The organism is Mesorhizobium sp. WSM4841 (assembly GCF_055811515.1).
This window is the reverse complement of the sequence record NZ_JBVVQC010000008.1, coordinates 226039-248383: the sequence shown is the minus strand read 5'-3', so window position 1 is coordinate 248383 and position 22345 is coordinate 226039. Positions and strand designations below refer to the sequence as shown.

Genomic DNA, 22345 nt, shown 5'->3' with positions numbered 1-22345 from the left:
GTGCGCGGGCCCGGGGGGGGGGGGGGTGGGGTGGCCCCGCGTTGCGCGTGTTGGTTTGGGGTGGGGCGCGGGGGGGCCCCCCCCACTTCCCCAATGCGATTGCCCAGCCTAAAGCTGGACAGATTGTCTGTCCGAGCCGATGAATAGAGACAATCTCTCTAAGCGTGGGCGCCCAAACAGCCTCTCTGTCTGCACCGCGCGCATAGTCTCTCCGCATCGCCTCGACATCGGGAGACCTCGAACATGTCCGCGCATTTTGCCCGCCAACAACGCCACGAAGCGCTTGACCGCCTCGCCGACCGCCGACTGCTGCGCGAACTCGCCTATGTCGACGGCCACTGGACGGCGAGTGAGGCGGCCGAGAGTTTTGAGGTGACCGACCCTGCCACGGGCGCCACCGTTGCCTGGGTTGCCGCGCTCGATAGCAGGCAGCCGAGCAAGGCGATCGACGCTGCGTCGCGTGCCTTTCCCGCCTGGCGCGCGGCTCTCCCACAGGAACGCGCAAGAATCCTGCGAAAATGGTTCGACCTGATCATCGCCGCGAAAGAGGATCTGGCGCTCTTGATGACGCTCGAACAGGGCAAGCCGCTTAGGGAAGCGCGGGGCGAGATCGACTACGCCGCCGCTTTCGTCGAGTGGTATGCCGAGGAGGCAAAGCGCCTCAACGCCGAAAGCGTCACCAGCCATTTGCCGAACGCCGAAATGATGGTGCGGCGCGAACCGCTCGGCGTCGTCGGCGTCGTCACGCCATGGAATTTTCCCGCGGCCATGCTGACCCGCAAGGCCGCGGCCGCCCTTGCCGCCGGCTGCACGATCGTGGCGCATCCTTCGTCGGAAACGCCGCTGTCGGCGCTGGCGCTGGCCGAGCTCGGCGAACGCGCCGGCCTGCCGGCTGGCGTCTTCAACGTTCTCACCGGCAAGGCTTCGATCATCGTTGGGCGAATGTGTGAAGACGCTCGCGTCCGGGCCATTAGCTTCACCGGCTCGACCGAGATCGGCAGGCTTATCGCCGCGCAAACTGCGCCGACGATGAAGCGGCTGGTGATGGAGCTTGGCGGCCATGCGCCGCTGATCGTCTTTGCCGACACCGATCTCGACAAGGCTGTAACCATCGCCATCGATGCCAAATTCGCCACGTCCGGCCAGGATTGCCTTGCCGCCAACCGTATTTATGTCCAGCGCCCGATCTACGACCGTTTCTGCGCCGCCTTCGCCAGACGCATCGAGACGCTGCGGACAGGCAATGGGTTGGCCGATGACACCGACATCGGGCCGTTGATGCACGAGCGCGGCGTCCAGAAGGTCGAGGAGCAGGTTGCCGATGCGCTAGCCCATGGCGCGCGCTGCCTAACCGGCGGCGGCAGACATCCGGCCGGGCCGCTGTTCTACCGGCCGACCCTGCTGGCCGATGTCACCGACGACGCGCTGATCATGCGCGAGGAAACCTTTGGTCCGGTCGCCGCCGTGACGGCCTTCGACAGTGAAGACGAGGTCGTCGCCCGCGCCAACGCCACCGAATACGGCCTCGTCGCCTATGTCGTCACCGAGAACGGCGGCCGCCAATTGCGCATGGGCCGCGCGCTCGACTACGGTATGGTCGCCATCAACCGCGTCAAGATCACCGGCGCGCCGATCCCGTTCGGCGGCGTCAAACAGTCCGGCATCGGCCGCGAGGGCTCGCGCCACGGGCTCGAAGCCTTTACCGATCTTAGATATCTCTGCCTGGACGTGGCGTAAGGTGTATCGACATTCAGGTGATGCCGGTCTGCAAATGGCGGCGTCCTGCGCTTCCGGTGCTCACGTACGAAAAAGTACGCTCCGCTCCGGTTCTCGGAAGCCACCATTTTCGACTCGGCCTGACCTGAATGTCGACACACCTTAGGCCGCGTCGGGACCATCTTTCTCTAAGGAGTCAAAAAAATGCTCGACCAGTCCAACGAACTCGCCGCCTGGGACCGCGACCACTTCTTCCATCCCTCGACCCATATGGGCACGCATGCACGGGGTGAATCGCCGACCCGCATCATCGCCGGCGGCGAAGGCGTCACTATCTGGGACAATAACGGGCGCAAGAGCATCGATGCCTTCGCCGGCCTCTATTGCGTCAATGTCGGCTATGGCCGCCAGAAGATATCAGACGCCATCGCCGCGCAAGCCAAGAACCTGGCCTATTATCACGCCTATGTCGGCCACGGCACCGGGGCGTCGATCACGCTTTCCAAGATGATCATCGATCGGGCGCCGCAAGGCATGTCGAGGGTCTATTTCGGCCTCTCCGGTTCCGACGCCAACGAAACCAACATCAAGCTGATCTGGTACTACAACAACGTGCTCGGCCGTCCCGAGAAGAAGAAGATCATCTCGCGCTGGCGCGGCTATCACGGCTCCGGCGTCATGACGGGGTCGCTGACCGGGCTGGACCTGTTCCACAACGCCTTCGACCTGCCGCGTGCGCCGATCCTGCACACCGAAGCGCCCTACTATTTCCGCCGCGCCGACCGCTCGATGAGCGAGGAACAGTTTTCCCAACACTGCGCCGACAAGCTGGAGGAGATGATCCTGGCTGAGGGCCCGGACACGGTCGCCGCCTTCATCGGCGAGCCGATCCTCGGCACCGGCGGCATCGTGCCGCCGCCTGCCCTCTACTGGGAAAAGATCCAGGCGGTGCTGCAGAAGTACGACGTGCTGCTGGTGGCCGACGAAGTGGTCACCGGCTTTGGCCGGCTGGGCACGATGTTCGGCTCCGACCATTACGGCATCAAGCCCGACCTGATCACCATCGCCAAGGGCCTGACCTCAGCCTATGCGCCGCTGTCGGGCGTCATCGTCTCGGACAAGGTCTGGCAGGTGCTGGTGCAGGGTTCCGACAAGCTCGGCAGCATCGGCCACGGCTGGACCTATTCGGCGCATCCGATCTGCGTTGCCGCCGGCGTCGCCAACCTGGAACTGATCGACGAGATGGACCTGGTGACCAATGCCGGCGAAACCGGCGCCTATTTCCGCGCCGAGCTGGCGAAAGCCGTCGGCGGCCACAAGAATGTCGGCGAGGTGCGCGGTGACGGCATGCTGGCGGCGGTCGAGTTCGTCGCCGACAGAGATGATCGCGTGTTCTTCGACGCCTCGCAAAAGATCGGGCCGCAGGTCGCGACAGCCCTTGGCGAGCGTGGTGTCATCGGCCGCGCCATGCCGCAGGGCGACATTCTCGGCTTTGCGCCGCCGCTGTGCCTCACCCGCGAAGAGGCTGACATCGTCGTCTCCAAGACGGCGGATGCGGTGAAGAGCGTGTTTGCGAACCTCTGAAGAACCGACATGAATGCCATGACCAAACCCCTCCCCGTCACCATGGCCGCCGTGCTACTGACCGGTCACGGCGGACCGGAAAAGCTTGTCTATCGCACCGACGTGAAAGTGCCCTCGCCCGCCCCGGGCGAGGTGCTGGTCAAGGTCACCGCTTGCGGCATGAACAACACCGATGTCTGGGTGCGACAGGGCGCCTACGGCACGGAGGAAGATGCCGCCGCCGTGTCGACCTGGCGGCGTCAGGGCAACACGCTGACTTTCCCGCGCATCCAGGGCACCGACACCGTCGGCAACATCGTTGCTGTCGGCGACGGTGTTTCTTCGGCCCGCATCGGCGAACGGGTGATGGTCGATTTCTCGATCTACAACCGCAACGACGATTCACTCGCCGACATCGACTATATGGGCCACGGCCGTGACGGCGGCTATGCCGAGTACCAGGCCGTGCCGGCCGAGAATGCCCATGTCGTCGCCACTGACCTGACTGATATCGAACTCGCCACGTTTTGCTGCGCCTATCTCACTGGCGAACAAATGCTGGAACGCGCCGCATTGAAGGCCGGCGAGCGCGTGCTGGTCACCGGCGCCTCCGGCGGCGTCGGCTCCGGCATCGTGCAATTGGCGCGGGCGCGCGGCGCCATCCCCTATGCCGTCGTCGGCAAGGGTAAGGAACAGGCGGTGCTCGACATCGGCGCCGAGGCGGTGATCACCCGTGGCGTTGCCGATCTGCCTGCTGCCGTGAACGACGCGACCGACGGCCAGCCGATCGACGTGGTCGCCGACCTGGTCGGCGGTGCGATCTTCAATGACCTCTTGCGCATCCTTCGGCCCGAAGGCCGCTACACCACCGCGGGCGCGATTGCCGGCCCGGTCGTGCAGCTCGATCTGCGCACCATGTATCTCAAGCAATTGCAGCTGCATGGTTCGAGCCAGGGCACGCGGCACGATTTCAGCCGTATCGTCCGCTACATCGAGGAGAAGAAAATCCGGCCGCTGGTCGGCGGCGTCTACAGGCTCTCCGATTTCCACCGCGCCCAAGCGGATTTCATCGCCAAGGACTTTGTCGGCAAGCTGGTAGTCGTTCCGGATGCCGTTTCCGATTTCGCTGCAACCCGTTGACAGCCAAGACTAACAAGGGCTCGGGCTGTTCGCCGACACGGTAAAGTCGAGCGCGACATGGCCTTGCGGCGCGCCAAAGCGAAGGAAGGCTTCCGATAGCGTCGCGAACACCGGTCCGGTGTCGCCTCTCAGCTTGGTGCAGAAATTCTTCGACCTGTCGAAGACGCCCGAAGTCTTGAGAAAGTCGATGCAGCCGTAGATCTCGTCCATGTGATGGCCCTCGCCGAGCGGATAGAGCGAGAACTGCGCGGCGACCTCTTGGCCGAGCTTTTTCGCACCGTCGACATGCGACCGCGCCGCGCCGATGCGCTGGGCCAGGGAGAGCTCGTGACTGCTGCCGGAAATCGGTGTGCAGATCGGATCGTCGGGCTCGCCGGGGCAGCCGCGCGACACCGTCGCCGACAACACGCAGTGGGCGCCACTTGCCGCCGCCGAGGCGAACAGATCGCGCATGGCCGGGAAAAGCTGTTCCGGCGGGCCGACGATCAGCGTCGAGATGTCGTCGGTCTCGATGCGGAAATTCGGCCGATAGGAATCCATCGCCGAAATAGCTTTGAGGATGACGCCGACGAAATCGTCGCACATCGGATACAGGGAAATCTGTGCACCTGAAAACACGGTCGCCTCGCTCCGCTGGCATTACCCAGATCAGCTTGAGGGACCGAGGGCTTGGCACCTTCCATCTCAGCCCCGGCAATACGGAGCGCCCCTGTCGATATGGGCGACGTAGCACCGGCGCAAACGATGTTCAAGTATGGTCATCGCGAGCGCGGGTAGTGGGTCAGTTTGAAATTAGGGGCTGAACTCGGCTGTCCAACGGCTTCTCAAAGAAGGTCGAGGCTAACGCCAACGCCGTCGCGCTTCATTTCATGTACTACAATTTCGTGCGCATCCATGCCACGTTGCGCATGACCCCGGCGATGGCTGCTGGTGTGACTGGCAAGCTTTGGGAGATTGCTGACATCGTTGCGTTGATCGAAGCCAAGGAAGCCGAAAAGCCAATGATTCGTGGTCCTTACAAAAAGCATGCCAACTTAGTTTCGAGGCGCGGCGTGTCAAGCATAGCTCTATCAATGCTCTTGGTTGCATTTGGACTACAGGCATTGGGATACACCGGCACGTGCACTCAGGGTGCCAACGGTCCTTTCACCACAGGAGCTGTGCTAAGCTCGCCGTTCCTTCTCGTGTGCGTTGTTCTCGTCAGCGTTAACTTCGTACGAATACTGAGAGGAGGTTCCAGACAAATATCTGTTCTCAGTCGCGTCGCAGGCTACGCGGTGGTGTTCTCGGCAGTGTGGTTGATCTACTTTAATCGCGAAGTTCTTCACTTCACTTTGGTCCTAGGCATCGGACCTTGTGGTGATTTTAGTTTAAAATATCCTGGCACTTATGACGGTGAAGACCTGCTGGTCGGCTTCGCATTCGGATTCCTACCAGCGCTTGTCGCAGCAATGGCGCTGATAGGCATATTAAGCGACCATTGGCGTCAGCGAATTTCAAACTGACCCACTACCCGAGCGCGCGATCGATTGCCCGGTGACGGCATTTATGCTACTGATTTGGCCATGGTGCTGATTTGCGCCAACGACCCGCCGCCGAGGCGGGTTTTTTGTTCAGGGTTCGCAAGCCCGACCTTACCCATTCAGCCTCTGCCTTCGGATGACCTGATCAGCTCGGTAATCCGACCTGCCTGACCGCGGCTTCAAGCGATCTTTCGAACGCGTCGATCATCTCATCGACCTGTGGCTCGGTGATGATCAGCGGCGGGCAGAAAGCCAGCGCGTCGCCCATGTTGCGCGAGATCACGCCGTTCTGCTGCATGAAACCGTTGACGAGCCCGCCCAGCGCGCCGGCCGTCTCCCACGGCGTCTTGTTCGCCTTGTCGCCGACCAGTTCGACCGCCGCGATCAGGCCGACGCCGCGCACCTCGCCGACAAGCGCGTGCGATTCGAGCTTGCGCAGCCGCTTCTGCATATGCGCGCCGACCGTGCGCGCGTTGCCGACAAGGTCGCGCTCCTCGATCAGCTTCAGGTTCTCGAACGCGACTGCCGCCGCAACGGGATGGCCGCCGCCGGTGAAGCCGTGGCCGAAGGTGCCGATGCGATTGCTTTCGTCGGCAATCGGCTCGAAAACCTTTTCGTTGATCAGCAAGGCCGAGATTGGCAGGTAGGACGAAGAAATCTGCTTCGACAGAACCATGATGTCAGGCCTGATGCCGAAGGTCTGCGAACCGAACATCTCGCCGGTTCGACCAAAGCCGCAGATGACCTCGTCGGCGACGAGCAGGATGTCGTATTTCGACAGCACCGCCTGGATCTTCTCCCAATAGCCGGCCGGCGGCACGATGACGCCGCCGGCGCCCATGATCGGTTCGCCGAAGAAGGCGGCGATGGTTTCCGGTCCTTCGGCCAGGATCAGCTTTTCCAAATCGTCGGCAAGCCGGCTCGAAAACTCTGCTTCGCTCTCGCCTGACAGCGCCTCGCGCCAGTGGTGCGGCGTCGAGGTGTGCAGCACATTGGCGATCGGCAGGTCGAAGGAATTGTGGTTGTTGGGCAGCCCGGTCAGGCTTGCAGAGGCAATGGTGACGCCGTGATAGCCGCGAATGCGGCTGATGATCTTCTTGCGTGCCGGCTGGCCGAGCGCATTCGACCGGTACCAGATCATCTTCATGGCCGTGTCGTTGGCCTCGGAGCCGGAATTGGTGAAATACGCCTTGCTCATCGGCACTGGCGCCATCTGCACCAGCTTCTCGGCGAGATCGATCAGCGGCGAATGCGATTTGGAGCCGAAGTCGTGATAGTAAGGCAGCTTGGACATCTGGCGCACCGCCGCATCGACCAGCCGCTTCTCCGAAAAGCCGACCGCGACGCTCCAAAGCCCGGCCATCGCCTCGATATAACGGTTGCCGGCGAGATCCTCGACATAGATGCCGTCGCCCTTCTCGATGACGAGTGGCCCTGCTTCCTCATGCTTGCGGGCATTGGTGTAGCCGTGCATGTGGTAGCTGATGTCGCGGGCTTCGGGAGAATTCGGTCGAGCGTCCATGATGGCTCCTGTCCTGCATGCCGGGACGTGCGTCCTGCCGCCGTTCGGCGCGCATCGGCCTCTCGATTAATGCTGCCTGGTGCATCCGTTTCTTGTAAGGGTGTCAAGCCCCTTTCGGAAGGGCTGGCGGATGGACGGAAGACATGCAGAATTTCAGCTTCGAGGCCCTGGAACGCGAGAACCTGCGCCAAGCCGGCGGTGCGCGTCGCCAAGACTTGATCCCCGAACGGGTCACCAGCAGGCACAACAACAAGGCTGAGGTGGCCTGATCGTGGACCATGTCGACTGCATCGTCGCCGGCGCCGGCGTCATTGGCCTCGCGATCGCGCGAGAGATGGCGCGGCGTGGCATGGATACCCTGATCCTCGAGGCCGAGAACGCCATCGGCACCGGGACCAGTTCGCGCAATTCCGAGGTCATCCATGCCGGCATCTACTATCCGGCCGGATCGCTGAAGGCCCGGCTCTGCGTGGCAGGTCGCGAAAGGCTCTACCGTTATTGCCAGGAGCGGGCGGTGCCGCATGCGCGCTGCGGCAAGCTCATCGTCGCCACGAATATCGAACAGGAGCCGGTGCTCGCTTCCATCCTGGCCAACGCCTCTGCTTGCGGTGCGGGCGATTTGACGCCCTTGACCGCTGCAGAGGCGCGCAGGCTGGAGCCCAAGCTGCGGTGCACGGCGGCCCTGTTGTCTCCCGCCACCGGCATCATCGACAGCCATGCCCTGATGCTTGCGCTGCTGGGCGACGCCGAGGAGCACGGGGCGGCGCTCAGCCTCAACACCCGCATCGTCTGCGGCCGCATCGAGGGCGGGCGCATCGCGCTCGACACGGTCGACGGCACAAGCGGCGAGCGCTTTGAAATCGCCACCGCGCGCTTCATCAACGCCGCCGGGCTTGGCGCCACGGCACTTGCCGGCTCGCTTGACGGGCTCGACCCGCAATTCGTGCCAGATCTTCGCTATGCCAAGGGCAATTATTTTTCGGTCACCGGCCGGGCGCCATTCTCGCGGCTGGTCTATCCCGTGCCCGAACCCGGCGGGCTCGGCGTCCATCTGACGCTCGACCTCGACGGCGTCGTCCGCTTCGGGCCTGACGTCGAATGGACGGATCAACTCGACTATCGCGTCGATCCAACGCGTGGCGAGCGCTTCTACGACGAGATCCGCAAATACTGGCCGGACCTGGCCGATAGCAGCCTGCAGCCGGCCTATAGCGGCATCCGGCCGAAGCTCTCCGGTCCCGGCGAAGCCAATGCCGACTTCGTCATCCAGGATGCGGCGGTGCATGGCGTGGAGGGCCTGGTCAATCTGTTCGGCATCGAGAGTCCCGGTCTGACGTCAAGCCTGGCGATCGCCGACCATGTCGCGCAGCGCCTCGCGCCGAAAGTCAGCTAGCCGAGGGCGACCCGCGCGAGCGCGCCCGTAAGCCATCCGTAAGCCGGGGTCGCGGAACCTGGGTCCGACGATCACCGGGACCATCGAAGTGAAGAACCGTTTCGAAGCCATGCCGAACCCAAGCTGCCGGTTCGAGATCTGGGACAACGAGACCGGCGAGCCCGTGGTCCATCACGATCGGCTGCTCACCTTCGCCTCGGCGAAGTCGGCGGCAAGGATCGCCGACTTCCTCAACGACAGCAGCAGCCATCGGCGCCGCGCCGGCGCCGCCGAATGGGCGCGTTGCGGCCCGCGATGTCGGCTGAGGAGGATGATCGCCAGGGTGCTCCACCTGGCGATCAGCATGGCGGAGCTTCGGCGGCTCGTCTTCCAACGAAACTTGGCGCAGGATCGAACGCTTGGTACCGAGCGTCGGAGCAGTCTCGCCATGACTGATGAACCAGGCCGTGAACCGGCGCGTGATCCCCAGGATTTGGAGCGCCTGCTGATCTCCCGGCAGTGGGCGGGAGACATCGACGGCATGGCCGCGCTTTTTGAGCCGCATGCCGTCGTCGACAGCGGTGAAGGCCGACTGACGCATGGCCGCGAAGCGATCCGGGCACTCTTCGCCGACATCACCGCAACGGGCCGAAAATTTGCTGCCGGAACTCAGGCACCGGCAGTTATCAGCGGAGACTTGGCGCTCACGTCAACCCGTCTTCCCGATGGCACCGTAACCGCCGAGGTCGCCCGCCGCCAAGACGACGGAGCATGGCTATGGGTCATCGATCGATTCTCCGTTGCGTAGCGTCGGCCCGGATGACCCCGGAAATCGATTTCCGCTGGCGTCCCTGTAGCGCAAAGGAGTGACTCCAGTACGGTCGTGGATTCGAAGTTCCTGAACGCCGATGCCGTCGATCGAGCAGGAACTTCAAATCTGGTTATGATGCATCAGTGCGCCGTCTGCGAATGGTCGCCGCCCGGCTCCGAAATTCCGCCCAGCGCTTCGCCGGCCCAGGCCGGCTCGCCGTTCGTGGCGAGATCGCCGAGCGAGACAATGCCAACCAACCGCCGGTCGCGGCTGATCACCGGCATTCGCCGCACTTTGAGTTCGCGCATATTCTGAAGAACATCGCCGACTTCCTGGTCGTCAAAGCAGCATTGTACCTCCGCGCTCATCACGTCCCTGATCTTGGCATCGGGACCTCTGCCCTCCGCGATGCCACGGACGGCAATGTCGCGGTCCGTGATCATGCCGACCAGCCGGTCATTCTCACCGACGGGCAGAACACCGGCGTCAAGATCGGCCATGGCTCGTGCGGCATCCCGCAGGGACTGGTCCGGACTGGCGACCTGAACATTCCGTGTCATGCACTCGCTGATTCTCATAGCTTTCTCCTCGAGGTGCAGCGCCCCGCCGATCCTGTGATGAAGGTGTGATCAGGGGAGAATGAACGCCTTTAGAAATTGTTCCATTTTTCGACCACGCGCAGCGGGCACGCGCGACGGGATAGCTCTGCGACGGGCCTTATCCGTGACGGACCGGGAACCATAATCCGGCACGATGGTTGTGTGGTCACCAAGTGATCCTCCCCGAGCAAAACGGAAAACGGAAGGAACGATCATGCGCATGTTGACGACAATTGCCGCCCTTTCGGGATTGGCCCTGGCGCAGCCGATCCACGCGCAATCCACCGACCCGCAGCTTCCCCAAATCGCACCCCCGGCTCCGGAAGCCCTGCCCGATCCAAGCTTGCCTAACCAAACGCCTGACCAGGCCCTGCCTGACCAAGCCCTGCCGGATCAAGGTTTCACCGACCAGAATTTTACTGGCATTGCGATTGTCGCCCTCGAGGATTTGCCGCCGGAACTCAAGACACAAGCCGAGGCCGTGATCACCCAGACCAGCGTTGAAGATCTGCTTACCCTGCAGAGCTCGATCGATGCGTCGCCGCAGGCAGCAACGGCGCTGGCGGCGAGCGGACTGGATTCCTCGCAGGTTGTTGCCGCCAACATCGATGGCGACGGCATGCTGACGCTGATCATCCAGACAACAACATGATCGGCGGGGACCTGATCGGCGGTCCGGGCGTGGCGGACCGAAGCACGCCGCTTCGGCCCTGAAAACCCGGTACAGCGGAGCAGCGTCATGGCCGAAGCCGCAGTTCGCAACTTCACCCTCAACTTCGGGCCGCAGCATCCCTCTGCTCACGGCGTCCTGCGGCTGGTGCTGGAACTGGACGGCGAGATCGTCGACCGCGCCGATCCTCATATCGGCCTGCTCCACCGCGGCACGGAAAAACTCATCGAGTACAAGAACTACCTGCAGGCCCTGCCCTATTTCGACCGGCTCGACTATGTCGCGCCGATGAACCAGGAGCATGCGTTCTGCCTCGCCGCCGAGAAGCTGCTCGAAATATCGGTCCCGAAGCGCGGACAGCTCATCCGTGTTCTCTTTTGCGAAATCGGCCGGCTCTTGTCGCATCTCCTCAACGTCACGACACAGGCCATGGATATCGGCGCGCTGACCCCACCGCTCTGGGGTTTTGCCGAGCGCGAGAAGCTGATGGTGTTCTACGAGCGCGCCTCCGGCGCCCGCATGCATGCGAATTATTTCAGGGTCGGCGGCGTGCACCAGGACCTGCCTCCGAAGCTCTTGGACGACATCTGGAATTTCTGCGATCCGTTCCTCAAGGTCTGCGGCAACCTCGACGAGTTGCTCACCGGCAACCGCATCTTCAAGCAGCGCAATGTCGATGTCGGCGTGATCGGCCTTGATGACGCCTGGGCCTGGGGCTTCTCCGGCCCCATGCTGCGCGGGTCGGGCGCAGCATGGGATTTGCGCAAGGCGCAGCCATATGAATGCTACCCCGAGATGGACTTCGACATTCCCATTGGCAAGAACGGCGACTGCTATGACCGCTACCTCGTCCGCATGGAGGAAATGCGCCAGTCGGTGCGGATCATGAAGCAATGCCTGGAAAAATTGCGATCGCCCGAAGGCCAAGGGCCAGTGGCAATTCCAAACCACAAAATCACGCCACCGCCGCGGGCGACGATGAAACGCTCGATGGAAGCGACCATCCACCATTTCAAACTCTACACGGAGGGTATTCGCGTGCCCGCTGGAGAAGTCTATGCCGCCGTGGAGGCGCCGAAGGGCGAGTTCGGCGTCTACCTGGTTTCGAACGGCAGCAATACTCCCTATCGATGCAAGATCCGGGCGCCGTCCTTTGCCCATCTGCAGGCGATGGATTTTCTGTCGCGCGGGCACATGATCGCCGATGTCGCCGCGATCATCGGGTCGCTCGATATCGTGTTCGGCGAGATCGATCGCTAGCGCATTTTGCAGCCAAGTGGAATCTCTTGGCGTCGCAGAAATGCGGCTAAAGCAAACAGATAGAGCGGGATGCCTGGTTCAACTTAAACGTGTCCCGCTCTAACCACGCGCAGGGTGTTTCAGATTTCGAGCAAAGCGTAGGGACGGCCGGTCGGCTTCGCCACGTGCATGGCGACGTTGTAGACCGGGGCGCCGCCGGGCGTGCGACCTTCGTAGACGCCGCGATGCGCGTGGCCATGCACCACGGCGCTGACCTTGAACCGATCGATCGTCTCCGCCAGCCGCGACGAGCCCAGGAACGGAAAAATCTCCAATGGCTCGCCGGCGACCGTCTCGACCACCGGAGCGTAGTGCAGGACGACAACCGTACGATTGGTGCGAACCTGCCGCATTGCGTTTTCGAGCCGCATCGACTCGCTGACGCTTTCGGCGACCATCGCCTTGATCGCCGGCTCGCCGAAGGAGCCGAGCATGCGCGATCCAAAACCGCCAATAAAACCCTTCACGCCGACAAAGCCGACCTCCTTGATTTCCGTCGTCTGGCCGTCAAGAAGATGGACGCCCGCCTGCCGAAGGATGTGGGCGACGTCCTCGACCGCGCCGGATTCATAGTCATGGTTGCCGAGCACGGCGACGACCGGGATTGCGCAGGCGCGCAAATCCTCCGCAAGGATTTCGGCCTCACGCGGCTTGCCGAGATTGGTGAGGTCGCCAGTGAGCACGAGGACGTCCGCTTCGCGCGAGACCTCGCCGAAGAGATCACGACAAGAGGCCTGGGCGTCTTCCTTCACATGCAGGTCGCCGACAGCCGCAATCTTGACGGTGCCGCCGTTCCGAGCCCTTGCCGTAGCAGCCTTGTTCCTCTCAGCCATCACGAAATTCTCCTGTTCCACCGACGCCGGCAAAGCCCCATTCCTTGACGTCGATCTCGTAGTCGGTCGGCGAAAGCAGGCGCCCGCGGCAGATCTTCATTCGGGGAGTAGGCAGCTCCCTCTGCTTGGCGAGCCGGTCAAGCAATTCGTCGAGCAGCCAGGCGGGAACGTGATCGCGCTCGCTCGGATAGATCCAGCGGAAATTGAGAAGCTGCATCAACAGCACCTCCCAGTGAACTTCGAGGTAGGAAAGCAGCCGGCGCCAATCGATCTGATCCTGCGCCTTGAGGATGGTGTGAGCGATGTCGGCGCCGTCGTGGCGGCCCCTGTCCTGGATGAAGCACTTGGACCAGATAAGCTCGGTCGGACCTACGATCCGCACCTGACTGCCCAGCAGCTCGATCTGCCGTGCATGCTCCAGCCACTGGTCGCCGACCGGCATGGTGCCGTTCGCCGATGCGAATATGACGTCAAAAAAATGCGTGCTCTTGAAGACCTTTCCAAGCCACCGGTCGTCCACGATCTCGACCGCATAGCCAGCTTGCTTGAAATGCGCGAGAATGCGGGCGTAGTCGCCGGCCTTGCAGAAAATGTCGAGGTCTTTGGTCTGGCGCGTGACGCCCGTATAGGCACTCACCGCGTAGGTGCCGGCGACAAGAAAGGGGATGTCCGTCGCGGCAAGTTCGCGGATCGCCTCTGTATAAAAGACCTCGGCCTCGGCGTGCTGAAGCGTCGGCGCCGCTTTTGCATCGATCGTCGGAACGGATGCCGGGATGGCGCCTCCCGTTGGAGAATCGTTGGTCATGAAATCGTGGCTCCGAAGCCCAGCAACCTGCAGCTGTCCGTCCTTAACAAAGCCGCCGCCGCATGGTTCCGTCGACGAGATCATGCAGCCGGACGTCTCCATCGGACTGCCGGGCAGCCGAATTCGTTAAAAATGTGATGGCGGAGCCTTTTTCGCCGCTCGTGAGTTGAAGGTGTGAGAAACCAGCCGCACGGAGGTAACCATGGAGGACGAGCGCAAGGCGGTACGCGTCAGGCTCAATGGAAGGGTGCAAGGCGTCTCTTTTCGCGTTTGGACACGGACCGAGGCCGAGAGGCTCGGTCTGTCCGGGTGGGTTCGCAACGAGGATGACGGATCGGTAACGGCACTGATCGTCGGAGCCGAGGGCGCGGTTTCGACGATGATGAACCGGTTGTGGAAAGGGCCGACCGGGGCGTCGGTCTCCGGCGTGACATCCCAAGACGTCGATCCCGGCCAGGCGCCGAACGGATTCAGGATCATCGGCTAGCAAGCGGATACCGGCTTTTGGAAAAGCCGATGCTCAACCAAAAGCCAGGCCTCCGCGACGCTTGCCTTGCGCCGCCGGGAACAATCGACAGCCAGCGCCGTTTGAACCAATCAGCCATGATTACGGGCGGCCATGACAAACGATGACGGGATTCGGCCAATGGACGTCACCCGAGCAGACGGCTTTCCGCCCAGTTTCGGCGAAGAAAGCTTCTCGGTTCGGCTTTCGGACTGCCGACTACAACTCGATGTATGCTCTTGCACTAGCCACTGACTACGACGGCACACTCGCGGAAAACGGGGTCGTTTCCGATGCGACCCGTGCCGCGCTTGAGCGGCTGAAGGAAACCGGCCGCAAGTTGATAATGGTCACCGGTCGCGAGCTTGCCGACCTCGAAAGCGTTTTCCCGGAGCTTGGCATTTTCGACAAAGTCGTCGCCGAAAACGGCGCGCTCGTCTACACGCCGGCTTCGAAGGAGGAGCGCATCCTGGCGCCTGCGCCTCCGACGGAATTCGTCGACAGGCTGATGATGCGCAAGATCGCCCCCCTGTCGATTGGACGTTCCGTCGTCGCCACCAGGGAGCCCAACGAGACCATCGTGCTGGAAGTGATCAAGGACCTTGGCCTGGAGCTGGAGATCATCTTCAACAAGGGTGCCGTCATGGTGCTGCCGAGCGGGGTCAACAAGGCGACCGGTCTTGCGGCTGCCCTTGAGGATCTGGAATTGTCCGCCCACAATGTCGTCGGCATCGGCGATGCGGAGAACGACCATGCCTTTCTGCGCGCCGTCGGCTTCGGAGTTGCAGTCGCCAATGCACTGCCGAAGGTAAGGGAGACGGCGGGCCACGTGACGAATGGTGCCCGCGGCGCGGGCGTGAGGGAGTTGATCGAGGGCCTCATCTCGCATGACGCCGCCTTGCTCGACACGGCGCGGCAACGCATCGAGATTGGCGCGGACGACGGATCGGGCGCGGTGATGCACCTTTCACCGCGCGGCGGCGGCGTGCTGCTGGCCGGCACGTCGGGGATCGGAAAATCCACCCTCGCCACTGCCCTGACCGAGCGCTTCGTCGAGCAAGGCTTCCAATTTTGCGTGCTCGACCCTGAGGGCGACTACGAGGACCTGGAGGACGTGCTGGTGGTTGGCGACGCCAAAAGCCCGCCGAGCTCGCGCGAAATCTTCGACCTCTTGTCGAAGCCGTCCAACAATGTCGCCGTCAACATGCTCGGGATCAAGACCGCGGAGCGGCCAAACGCCTTCGCCAAGCTGCTGCCGGAGCTTGCCGCGCTTCGCGCCCGCACCGGACGCCCGCACTGGCTGATCATCGACGAGGCACACCACCTGTTGCCGCACGCGCGCGATGGCACATCCTTTGCGCTTCCAAAAAGCCTTTCGGCGACCATTCTGGTCACAGTACATCCCGATCTGGTTTCGCGGGATGTGCTGGCAGGTGTCGACACGGTGCTGGCTCTTGGCCCGGAAGCCGACAAGGTTGTTGAAAGCTTCTGTGCAGCAATTGGCGAGGGCGTACCGCCGGGCGTCGTGCCGCCACCGGAAAACAAGGTCTTGTATTGGAACCGGTCGACAGCCGATCCCGCAAGACCGATCTCGGTCGAGCGTCCCCGGCAGGAACGCAAGCGCCATATTCGGAAATATGCCGAGGGCGATCTTGGCGACAACAGTTTCTATTTCCGCGGCGCGGACGGCAAGCTCAACCTGAAAGCGCAAAATCTCATGATGTTCCTCCATATCGCCGAGGGGATCGACGACCGCACCTGGGAGCATCACTTGCGCGCGGGCGACTATTCGGCCTGGTTCCGCGACCAGGTCAAGGACCAGGGACTTGCGGAGGAAGCGGCTGTCATCGAGGATGACGATAGTCTCGATCCGCATAGAAGCCGCGCCGCCATCGCGGAAGCGGTCCATCGCCGCTACACCGCGCCCGCCGACTGAAATCCGCCCATGCCCTGTGGTATCGAGGCCGATTGTATCGAGCTTCGCCGATGGCGGATCGCCGCCGAACGGCATATCCGCACATCAACGACCACTGATGCGAGGCGTGGAAATCGCTTCGCCGCCTCCATCAACTGAACATGCCGGCCCCTAGCGTGAATGCCGGTAGCTTCAATGCCCGTAGCGTCAATGCTAGCGTCAATGCATGAATGTTCCTCGCAGCCAGGCGAAGAAGCCGAACCTCTCGGACATTGCCGCACGGACGCGGGAGGCAGCCCATCGCGCTCGTATCGTGGCGCCGACATGGCAATGGCAGACGATTTCGTGCAACTGCCAGTCGGTCAGTTCGAAGAAGCGCCTGGCTTCACCGTAGGTGTCGTCTCTCAAGCCTTGTGCGCGAAAGATCGGGTCCTCGAAGGCAACCGTGAGAGGCGAGTCGTTATAACGCATCTTTTCGCGTATCTCAGGGGACTTGTATTCGGTGCCCGTCAACGCTTCGAGACGCCGATCGGGATTTTTCTCCAGCAGTTTCGCCCAACGTTCGAGACGCTGGCTTCGGGTCGCTACTAGGTCTGTTGCTTCAGCGTGAACGTCGGCAACGGTATGCAGTTGGTCAAGTGTTTGGTGCTTCACGGCCGCCTCCTATTCAACAGGTGAGTTCGTCCCACCCTGAAATGGAAATTATGGCGCTACACGACGCCGACAAGGCCCTCATGCGCGTACCATTCGATCACTTTTCTGACGGCGCCGTCCTGCCACGAGTGCCTGACGCCTGCGGGATCATCGGAGGTTGCCATCGGAACCATAGGCACACGTGGTCGTTCTGCGTGCACCAGCCCGTAGAGCGAAATCGGTCGAAACGGGTGGCGTTAGAATCCCGGCCGACGTCGGTGACCCGCCAAGGCAGAGTGCAGCGAGGAAGGAAATCGCACCATGGCCATTCTTCCCACTCCCGAACCAACCCCCACTCCGGCGCCCACGCCACCGCCGCTTCCTGAACCGAAGCCGGTGCGTGAGCCGGACCCGGACAGACTTCCCGACGAAGCTCCCGTCCCCAATCCGGATGAAAATGATGCGCCGCTGAAAATCGGTCCTAAAAGATCCGATCCCGGCATTTGACGGAGCGGATTGGTGTGAAGCGATCGGCGGACGCTCGCTCTAGATCGCCCCAATTCTTCATGGAGGCCGGTGTCGGCGCATTGCGCGGCCATCGAGCGCGTGGCGCTCGGGCGGCGTGGAATGATGATGGAATGATGCTCACCGTCGCAGGCATCAGATCGAGCGCTGCGGCGAAGCGAACTCGGAGGCCTGCCTTAGATGCTGGCGCAGCAGCGCCTCGGCCCATTCGATCTCGCCCGCTTCGACAGCATCGAGGATGGCCAGATGTTCCCGGCATGACTGCTCGATGCGTTCCGCCGGCAGTTCCTCGAAACCTGCCGATTCCTGCAACCGGCGCAGATTGTTCTGCTGGCGCACCGCATCCGCCAGGAACCGGTTGCCGGAACAGGCCGCAAGCCCTTCGTGAAAGGATGCGTTGATCCGGAACCATTCGTCGCCGCCGATCAGCGTCTTGCCCGTCGACACGATCGCCAGGATGCGCTCGTGAGCGCGCCGGACCGGCCCCAGCTGCTGGGGATCCGCATTGAACATGGGCGACCGCAGCGCCGCGCATTCGACGGCCATCCGGAATTCATAGCTTTCCCGGTAGGCGTCCTCACCGACAAGTGTGTCGGCAAAACGCCAGCCATGCCCCGGCAGGCGCTGCACCAGTCCTTCGGCGGCAAAGCGGAGCAATAGCTTGCGCACGATGCCGCGCGACACCTGATAGCGCGGCATCAATTCCGCCTCGGACACCTCCTGGGGCAACTGACCGAGCGCGCGCTCCCGCATCATCCTGCGGTAAAGCTCCTCGAGCGGAGAACTGGGCAGGATATCCTCAGGGTCGAGGTCGGCGACATCGCGAGCCAATTGCAGCCCCCTTGTCTCGAAGGGGCTTAAGATGCCCTGAGCGACCAGCAGTTCCAGCGCCGCGCTGACGGGGGAACGCGAAACGCCGAACGTGCGGGCAAGGTCCGGCACCGAGACGCGGGTTCCAACCGTCCAGCCCGCATCCTTGATCCGCTCCAGGATCCGCCGCGCCAGATCGATCTGCAGCGGACTGGCCGCCTCGCTGCGTGCCGGCCGGTCGATGATCGTTTCGTTCATAGGCGCTTCCTCAAGCGTTCGCATTATAGATATGCGCCACGCAGTTCGAACTGGCAATCTAGCGAATTCTCCTGCTTTTCATTCAATCAAAATGCATTATTATCCGGACTCAGACGAGTTGAGGCTTCGAGATCGATGGAGCGCCGAGAGCGCGCGGCATGGCCTATGGCGAACAGGCGCGCGGGCGTATCGGCGCTTCGGTAGCGATCTATGCCGGCCAGTTCGACCGTTTCGGCTTCAGGCGGGACGATGTCGCGCGGTTCTCCGGCATCTTCCCGCCTCGCTTGCGGCAATGGGCGCCCGATCTCGTCGAGGAAATGGCAGGGATTGCATCAGGCGCCAACCTCGACCTGTCCTCGATCGTCCTGGTCAATGCGCGTACCGAATTCCTGCAGCTTGCCCGGCGCGAGAAAGGCGTTTCCGACGACGAGCCCGACGGATGCACGGGCGCGGCGATCCTGCCGGAGGCAACCCGGAACGGCAGGCTCATCCACGGCCAGAACTGGGATTTGCAAGGATCGGGATTTGCTTGCCGCCGTTCTTGCGTGCGCGCGAGCCACGCATACGACGGTGATCGCATCGTGCGATGTGGATGCCGGGACTACCGAGTTCGATGACGCCTAGCTTCTTGATGGTGAATGGTCATCGAGAGGCAATCCATGAGACCGGTCCTGACCATGGCCGTCTGATCAATTCGCGTCCCGTGCGAGGCCACTGCCACGTACCCGCGTCCTTGATACACCGGATTCATCCCCTAGTTACCTCCGTGGGCGCCTTAGTCGCGAGTTTGCCTGGGGGCGGCGGCGGTTGCGCCGTCCTGACTGCATGCCGCGGAAAGACGGTTCGACCGACGCACTTTATGGAGGTGGTCGTGCGTCAATCCCCTGAATCCAGCTGGGCATATGTCGCATTCGTTTGCTCGATCGCGGTAGCTTGCGCAGGAGCTGCCGCCGGCGGCGAGCGCGGCGGAGGCAATAGCGGTGGCAACCATGGTGGCGGAGACAATAGCGCTGGCAGCCATCACGGTGAAGGCCGCAAAGGCGGCGCGCACAAAGGACCTAGCGGCTCCAGCAGTAGGTCACCGGTGGACGACGATGGGACCGGCACCGCTGCAACGGCAGCAGTTGCGGCAACTACGGCCGCCACTGCCGTCAGTGTCGCCCGGTCCGCAGGAGCCGGACGGTCGCTCGACCTCCCGGCCAGCCTCCAGCCTCCCAGCGACATCAACAGTCCATCGACGGTTAGTCCAATCAAAGCGCTGCCGGGCGTCCCGGATGAAATCGTTCGCGCCTGCCATAATGCAATCGAGTCGGCCGCCGCCCCGTTTGGCGCGACCAGTGTGCGCGTCAGCAGCGCAGGTTCCATACGTCGGTTGAGCCCGGATACGATCTCGGCTCCCGTTGAGGTCAGCATCGACTATGGACGGCAAGGCAAGGTGGAGACGCGCCAGGCGCCGATCAAATGCGAATTGAACGCTACAGGCAGCGTGATCGGGCTGACATAGCGTATCGCGCAGAACTCCTCGCCGACGAGAGCAGGATGAATTCGAACGGGTGAATCATCCGCGGCGTCGTGAGAGGGTGCGACTGCAATGCCTCCCAAAGGCCCTGGGCCTTCGATAGGAGGACCGCACAGTCGTTTTGGAAATCACTCCAACGTCGCTTGTCTTGGCCTGAGGGGATAGGGAAGTATGAGAGAACGCACCCGGGCAATCCGCGCCGGGGCGCGAATCTTGCTGCGTGCAGTCTTCTGGCTGACAGCCTTCAACCCGCCGGCAGCGGCTGCCGCGCGGCCAGCGCGCGGCTTCAGCGGCGGCTCAATCTGGGCGCTGCGACGCTCAGCCCTGAGCCTGTCATTGTCCGCGCGCGCGGCGGCCAGGTCGCGGGCAAGAGAAACAGTGACTTCACGTTGCTTGTCCAGAGCCTCCTTCAGCCTGGCGACCCCTACCAAAAGTGCTCGGGCGGCGTCGCGTTCGAGGCGAGCTTTATCGAGGTCCTCATGGGTCGAGACTGCCGCAGCGCGTTCTCGTGCCAGAGCCTGCGCCGTCTCGGTTGCAGTCTGCTCCACTCGTTTTCTCGCTGTGACTGCTCTGGCTCGTTCCTGCTCAGCCGCGTCGCGCTCGAGGCGAGTTTTTTTCAGCTCCTCTCGCGTCGAGACCGCTGCAGCGCGTTCTAACGCCAAAGCCTGCGCTGTCTCGGTTGCAGTCTGCTCGGCACGCTTTCTCGCTGAGACTGCTCTGGCTCGTTCCTGTTCAGCCGCGTCGCGCTCGAGGCGAGCTTTTTTCAGCTCCTCATGAATCGACGCTGCTGCAGCGCGTTCTCGAGCCAGCGCGCCCTCCGTCTCGGCTGCGGTCTGCTCCACTCGTTCTCTCGCTGTGACTGCACCGGTCCGTCCCTGCTCAGCCGCGTAAGCGCGCTCCATGAGCGCGGCATTGGACCGTTTCACTTCGGCGAGGTCGCCATGAAGGTCCTCTGATTTCCGGCGTTCGTCGTCGAGCATTCCGCTCGCTTGCGCCAGCGAAGCCTTGGCCTTGGCGCGATCCTCGGCGGCCTCGGCCTGAAGCTGTTCAATTTGCGCCTGCGCTCGCGATAGATCGCGCGCCACCCATCCGGCTCGCTGACGCTCCAGATGAGCAGCGGGCATCTCCGTAAAGACATAGTTGGTGGCCTCGCGCAGCATCGTGCGGGTATCTCCCGCAATGCGCCGCAATGCGTCAACTGTGCGGGCTGCCGCGAGCTCGTTGCGCAATTGCTCCTGGCGTACGCTATCGGCGGCTGCCATGCTTGTCCTCAGCGCGTCGATCTCCTTGCGCGACTCGAGCAGCGCTCGCTGCAGAGCGGCGCTCCTGGCGCGCTCGCCTTCCGCCGCCTGGTGCTCCTGGCCGGCCAATTCCCTCGCTGCGGCTGCCTGAGCAGCAGCTGCTCCGACTTGCGCCCGGGCAGCCGTGAGATCCGGGCTGAGCAATTCGACACTCGTGCGCTCGTCTCCCTGGGCTGGCCCACGCACATCTAATGCAGCACTCGCCGGAAGCTCGATGGGTCGCGAAAGGTCCGGATTGGCGTTGCCCTGGACCCGCGAAATGGCGGGGGCGCTTTCGACCCAGTTTTGTCTCGTCATCGCATAGCTAAGCGGCACGGCCAGACAGATTGCGGCGACGCCAAAGCGGGGTACAAGACCGATCGGCCTACGAACGCGAGGAGGTGAGGCCGTCGCTGTGGTGAGGTCGGGATCCTCCGCGAGGGCGAGTTGCGTCGGCATACGGCTCAGAGCCGTCAATACTGGACTAGTTAGGGCGGCAAGATAAGCCGCCACCTGCCTCTGAACATAGCCAGCGATTTCCCTGATCGATGTCGCAAGTCGGCCGGATTGCGCTATGTTCGTCGCGGAAGCGAAAGCGTTAGTCTGGGCCACAGACGAGCTCTCGCAAGCTTCGGAGATCACGTCGAAATACTCGATTCGCACCCCGAACCGAAGGCAATCGGCATCCTGATGCCGAATATCCAGGTTTACGGTGTCTGAGGGCGTGGCAACCTGAGAAGAACAAGCAGGCTCGGTTGCAAGGTCGACCGGGCTTTCCCAATCCCAAGATGCCTCATCGGGGGGATCAGATCCGCCTTCGCTCACATCTGATTTGAGGCGACGCCGTTGCACCGCGATAAGGATACGCCGGAGCACAAGATAGAGGCCCACCGAGGCAAATGTTGCTATCCCGCCCAGGATGGCGAGATCTGCGTCGTTTGCGTAAATTTCGGCAAGAGGATTTGACATTGCCGTGCCTGTGCGGTCTTGGGTGTATTCTCAAGTTCGTGAAGCGGTGTTTGCCCCCTCGTCTTGGTGCTGGCTAAA

The 22345-nt window shown here is 62.6% G+C and carries 20 protein-coding genes, 1 pseudogene and 1 riboswitch; of the genes and pseudogenes, 13 read left to right on the top strand and 8 right to left on the bottom strand.

Going from position 1 to position 22345, the window contains the following annotated elements:
- Positions 1 to 243 precede the first annotated feature (243 nt).
- The 3 genes from AC0L14_RS12900 (at position 244) to AC0L14_RS12890 (ending at position 4419) form a co-directional block, all read left to right on the top strand.
- Complete coding sequence (locus AC0L14_RS12900; protein WP_473749719.1) at positions 244 to 1737, top strand: NAD-dependent succinate-semialdehyde dehydrogenase; 1494 nt, start codon at positions 244 to 246, stop codon at positions 1735 to 1737.
- Positions 1738 to 1920: 183 nt separating this feature from the next.
- Positions 1921 to 3300 carry an aminotransferase gene (locus AC0L14_RS12895; RefSeq protein WP_473749718.1) on the top strand — a complete coding sequence of 460 codons (1380 nt, stop codon included), beginning with the start codon at positions 1921 to 1923 and terminating at the stop codon, positions 3298 to 3300.
- Positions 3301 to 3309: 9 nt separating this feature from the next.
- Positions 3310 to 4419 (top strand): alcohol dehydrogenase family protein, encoded by a 1110-nt coding sequence (locus AC0L14_RS12890; RefSeq protein ID WP_473749717.1) that lies wholly within the window; start codon positions 3310 to 3312, stop codon positions 4417 to 4419.
- A gap of 9 nt (positions 4420 to 4428) precedes the next feature.
- Here AC0L14_RS12890 and AC0L14_RS12885 read toward each other — a convergent pair whose 3' ends face one another.
- Entirely contained in the window at positions 4429 to 5037 is a 609-nt protein-coding gene (locus AC0L14_RS12885) for a YkoF family thiamine/hydroxymethylpyrimidine-binding protein (protein ID WP_473749716.1), read from the bottom strand.
- A riboswitch (TPP riboswitch) is annotated at positions 5028 to 5140 on the bottom strand. It overlaps the preceding gene by 10 nt.
- A gap of 82 nt (positions 5141 to 5222) precedes the next feature.
- Here AC0L14_RS12885 and AC0L14_RS12880 point away from each other — a divergent pair.
- Positions 5223 to 5444: pseudogene (locus AC0L14_RS12880) on the top strand (IS1 family transposase); the annotation flags it as partial.
- Between the two features lie 643 nt (positions 5445 to 6087).
- On the opposite strand, the gene AC0L14_RS12875 reads toward AC0L14_RS12880, so the two are convergent.
- On the bottom strand, positions 6088 to 7464 hold the full coding sequence (locus tag AC0L14_RS12875) for an aspartate aminotransferase family protein (RefSeq protein ID WP_473749714.1): 1377 nt from the start codon (positions 7462 to 7464) through the stop codon (positions 6088 to 6090).
- Positions 7465 to 7607: 143 nt separating this feature from the next.
- Here AC0L14_RS12875 and AC0L14_RS12870 point away from each other — a divergent pair, with 143 nt between their 5' ends.
- The 3 genes from AC0L14_RS12870 to AC0L14_RS12860 all read left to right on the top strand — a co-directional run bounded on the left by AC0L14_RS12870 (position 7608) and on the right by AC0L14_RS12860 (position 9644).
- Positions 7608 to 7733 (top strand): hypothetical protein, encoded by a 126-nt coding sequence (locus AC0L14_RS12870; RefSeq protein WP_473749712.1) that lies wholly within the window; start codon positions 7608 to 7610, stop codon positions 7731 to 7733.
- Positions 7734 to 7735: 2 nt separating this feature from the next.
- On the top strand, positions 7736 to 8857 hold the full coding sequence (locus tag AC0L14_RS12865) for an NAD(P)/FAD-dependent oxidoreductase (RefSeq protein WP_473749710.1): 1122 nt from the start codon (positions 7736 to 7738) through the stop codon (positions 8855 to 8857).
- 88 nt (positions 8858 to 8945) lie between these two features.
- Positions 8946 to 9644 (top strand): YybH family protein, encoded by a 699-nt coding sequence (locus AC0L14_RS12860; protein ID WP_473749709.1) that lies wholly within the window; start codon positions 8946 to 8948, stop codon positions 9642 to 9644.
- A gap of 143 nt (positions 9645 to 9787) precedes the next feature.
- Here AC0L14_RS12860 and AC0L14_RS12855 read toward each other — a convergent pair whose 3' ends face one another.
- Positions 9788 to 10225, bottom strand: a complete 438-nt coding sequence (locus tag AC0L14_RS12855) for a CBS domain-containing protein (RefSeq protein WP_473641221.1) — start codon at positions 10223 to 10225, stop codon at positions 9788 to 9790.
- 235 nt (positions 10226 to 10460) lie between these two features.
- On the opposite strand from AC0L14_RS12855, the gene AC0L14_RS12850 reads away from it, so the two are divergent.
- Positions 10461 to 10898, top strand: coding sequence for a hypothetical protein (locus AC0L14_RS12850; RefSeq protein WP_123148076.1), 438 nt, complete (start codon positions 10461 to 10463; stop codon positions 10896 to 10898).
- 87 nt (positions 10899 to 10985) lie between these two features.
- Positions 10986 to 12176, top strand: a complete 1191-nt coding sequence (locus AC0L14_RS12845) for an NADH-quinone oxidoreductase subunit D (protein WP_473749707.1) — start codon at positions 10986 to 10988, stop codon at positions 12174 to 12176.
- 119 nt (positions 12177 to 12295) lie between these two features.
- Here AC0L14_RS12845 and AC0L14_RS12840 read toward each other — a convergent pair whose 3' ends face one another.
- Both AC0L14_RS12840 and AC0L14_RS12835 read right to left on the bottom strand, forming a co-directional pair.
- Positions 12296 to 13048 (bottom strand): metallophosphoesterase family protein, encoded by a 753-nt coding sequence (locus AC0L14_RS12840; RefSeq protein ID WP_473749706.1) that lies wholly within the window; start codon positions 13046 to 13048, stop codon positions 12296 to 12298.
- Positions 13041 to 13853 carry a nucleotidyltransferase family protein gene (locus AC0L14_RS12835; RefSeq protein WP_473749704.1) on the bottom strand — a complete coding sequence of 271 codons (813 nt, stop codon included), beginning with the start codon at positions 13851 to 13853 and terminating at the stop codon, positions 13041 to 13043. The genes AC0L14_RS12840 and AC0L14_RS12835 overlap by 8 nt, the downstream gene beginning before the upstream one ends.
- Before the next feature lie 202 nt (positions 13854 to 14055).
- Here AC0L14_RS12835 and AC0L14_RS12830 point away from each other — a divergent pair, with 202 nt between their 5' ends.
- Entirely contained in the window at positions 14056 to 14340 is a 285-nt protein-coding gene (locus AC0L14_RS12830) for an acylphosphatase (protein ID WP_473526899.1), read from the top strand.
- Between the two features lie 247 nt (positions 14341 to 14587).
- Positions 14588 to 16294 carry an HAD family hydrolase gene (locus tag AC0L14_RS12825; RefSeq protein WP_473749703.1) on the top strand — a complete coding sequence of 569 codons (1707 nt, stop codon included), beginning with the start codon at positions 14588 to 14590 and terminating at the stop codon, positions 16292 to 16294.
- Positions 16295 to 16492: 198 nt separating this feature from the next.
- Here the strand turns inward: AC0L14_RS12825 and AC0L14_RS12820 are convergent, their stop codons facing one another.
- The gene (locus AC0L14_RS12820; RefSeq protein WP_082982175.1) at positions 16493 to 16927 is read right to left on the bottom strand and encodes a hypothetical protein; all 435 of its coding nucleotides are present in this window, start codon (positions 16925 to 16927) and stop codon (positions 16493 to 16495) included.
- 300 nt (positions 16928 to 17227) lie between these two features.
- Between AC0L14_RS12820 and AC0L14_RS12815 the strand changes: the two genes are divergently transcribed.
- Positions 17228 to 17413 carry a hypothetical protein gene (locus AC0L14_RS12815; protein WP_473485574.1) on the top strand — a complete coding sequence of 62 codons (186 nt, stop codon included), beginning with the start codon at positions 17228 to 17230 and terminating at the stop codon, positions 17411 to 17413.
- A gap of 153 nt (positions 17414 to 17566) precedes the next feature.
- Here AC0L14_RS12815 and AC0L14_RS12810 read toward each other — a convergent pair whose 3' ends face one another.
- Positions 17567 to 18499 carry a GntR family transcriptional regulator gene (locus AC0L14_RS12810; RefSeq protein ID WP_473749701.1) on the bottom strand — a complete coding sequence of 311 codons (933 nt, stop codon included), beginning with the start codon at positions 18497 to 18499 and terminating at the stop codon, positions 17567 to 17569.
- 131 nt (positions 18500 to 18630) lie between these two features.
- Between AC0L14_RS12810 and AC0L14_RS12805 the strand changes: the two genes are divergently transcribed.
- Positions 18631 to 19116 (top strand): C45 family autoproteolytic acyltransferase/hydolase, encoded by a 486-nt coding sequence (locus tag AC0L14_RS12805; protein WP_473749730.1) that lies wholly within the window; start codon positions 18631 to 18633, stop codon positions 19114 to 19116.
- Between the two features lie 1030 nt (positions 19117 to 20146).
- On the opposite strand, the gene AC0L14_RS12800 is transcribed toward AC0L14_RS12805, so the two are convergent.
- Positions 20147 to 21616: a hypothetical protein gene (locus AC0L14_RS12800; RefSeq protein WP_473526896.1), complete on the bottom strand. Its 1470-nt coding sequence runs from the start codon at positions 21614 to 21616 to the stop codon at positions 20147 to 20149.
- Positions 21617 to 22345 lie beyond the last annotated feature (729 nt).

Excerpts from the sequence above, each read along its gene's own strand:
- AC0L14_RS12830 (WP_473526899.1), top strand. The coding sequence starts at position 14,056 with ATGGAGGACGAGCGCAAGGCGGTACGCGTCAGGCTCAATGGAAGGGTG.
- AC0L14_RS12840 (WP_473749706.1), bottom strand. The coding sequence starts at position 13,048 with ATGGCTGAGAGGAACAAGGCTGCTACGGCAAGGGCTCGGAACGGCGGC.
- AC0L14_RS12900 (WP_473749719.1), top strand. The coding sequence starts at position 244 with ATGTCCGCGCATTTTGCCCGCCAACAACGCCACGAAGCGCTTGACCGC.
- AC0L14_RS12835 (WP_473749704.1), bottom strand. The coding sequence starts at position 13,853 with ATGACCAACGATTCTCCAACGGGAGGCGCCATCCCGGCATCCGTTCCG.
- AC0L14_RS12825 (WP_473749703.1), top strand. The coding sequence starts at position 14,588 with ATGTATGCTCTTGCACTAGCCACTGACTACGACGGCACACTCGCGGAA.
- AC0L14_RS12890 (WP_473749717.1), top strand. The coding sequence starts at position 3,310 with ATGAATGCCATGACCAAACCCCTCCCCGTCACCATGGCCGCCGTGCTA.
- AC0L14_RS12800 (WP_473526896.1), bottom strand. The coding sequence starts at position 21,616 with ATGACGAGACAAAACTGGGTCGAAAGCGCCCCCGCCATTTCGCGGGTC.
- AC0L14_RS12875 (WP_473749714.1), bottom strand. The coding sequence starts at position 7,464 with ATGGACGCTCGACCGAATTCTCCCGAAGCCCGCGACATCAGCTACCAC.
- AC0L14_RS12850 (WP_123148076.1), top strand. The coding sequence starts at position 10,461 with ATGCGCATGTTGACGACAATTGCCGCCCTTTCGGGATTGGCCCTGGCG.
- AC0L14_RS12855 (WP_473641221.1), bottom strand. The coding sequence starts at position 10,225 with ATGAGAATCAGCGAGTGCATGACACGGAATGTTCAGGTCGCCAGTCCG.
- AC0L14_RS12810 (WP_473749701.1), bottom strand. The coding sequence starts at position 18,499 with ATGAACGAAACGATCATCGACCGGCCGGCACGCAGCGAGGCGGCCAGT.
- AC0L14_RS12815 (WP_473485574.1), top strand. The coding sequence starts at position 17,228 with ATGGCCATTCTTCCCACTCCCGAACCAACCCCCACTCCGGCGCCCACG.
- AC0L14_RS12895 (WP_473749718.1), top strand. The coding sequence starts at position 1,921 with ATGCTCGACCAGTCCAACGAACTCGCCGCCTGGGACCGCGACCACTTC.
- AC0L14_RS12870 (WP_473749712.1), top strand. The coding sequence starts at position 7,608 with ATGCAGAATTTCAGCTTCGAGGCCCTGGAACGCGAGAACCTGCGCCAA.
- AC0L14_RS12845 (WP_473749707.1), top strand. The coding sequence starts at position 10,986 with ATGGCCGAAGCCGCAGTTCGCAACTTCACCCTCAACTTCGGGCCGCAG.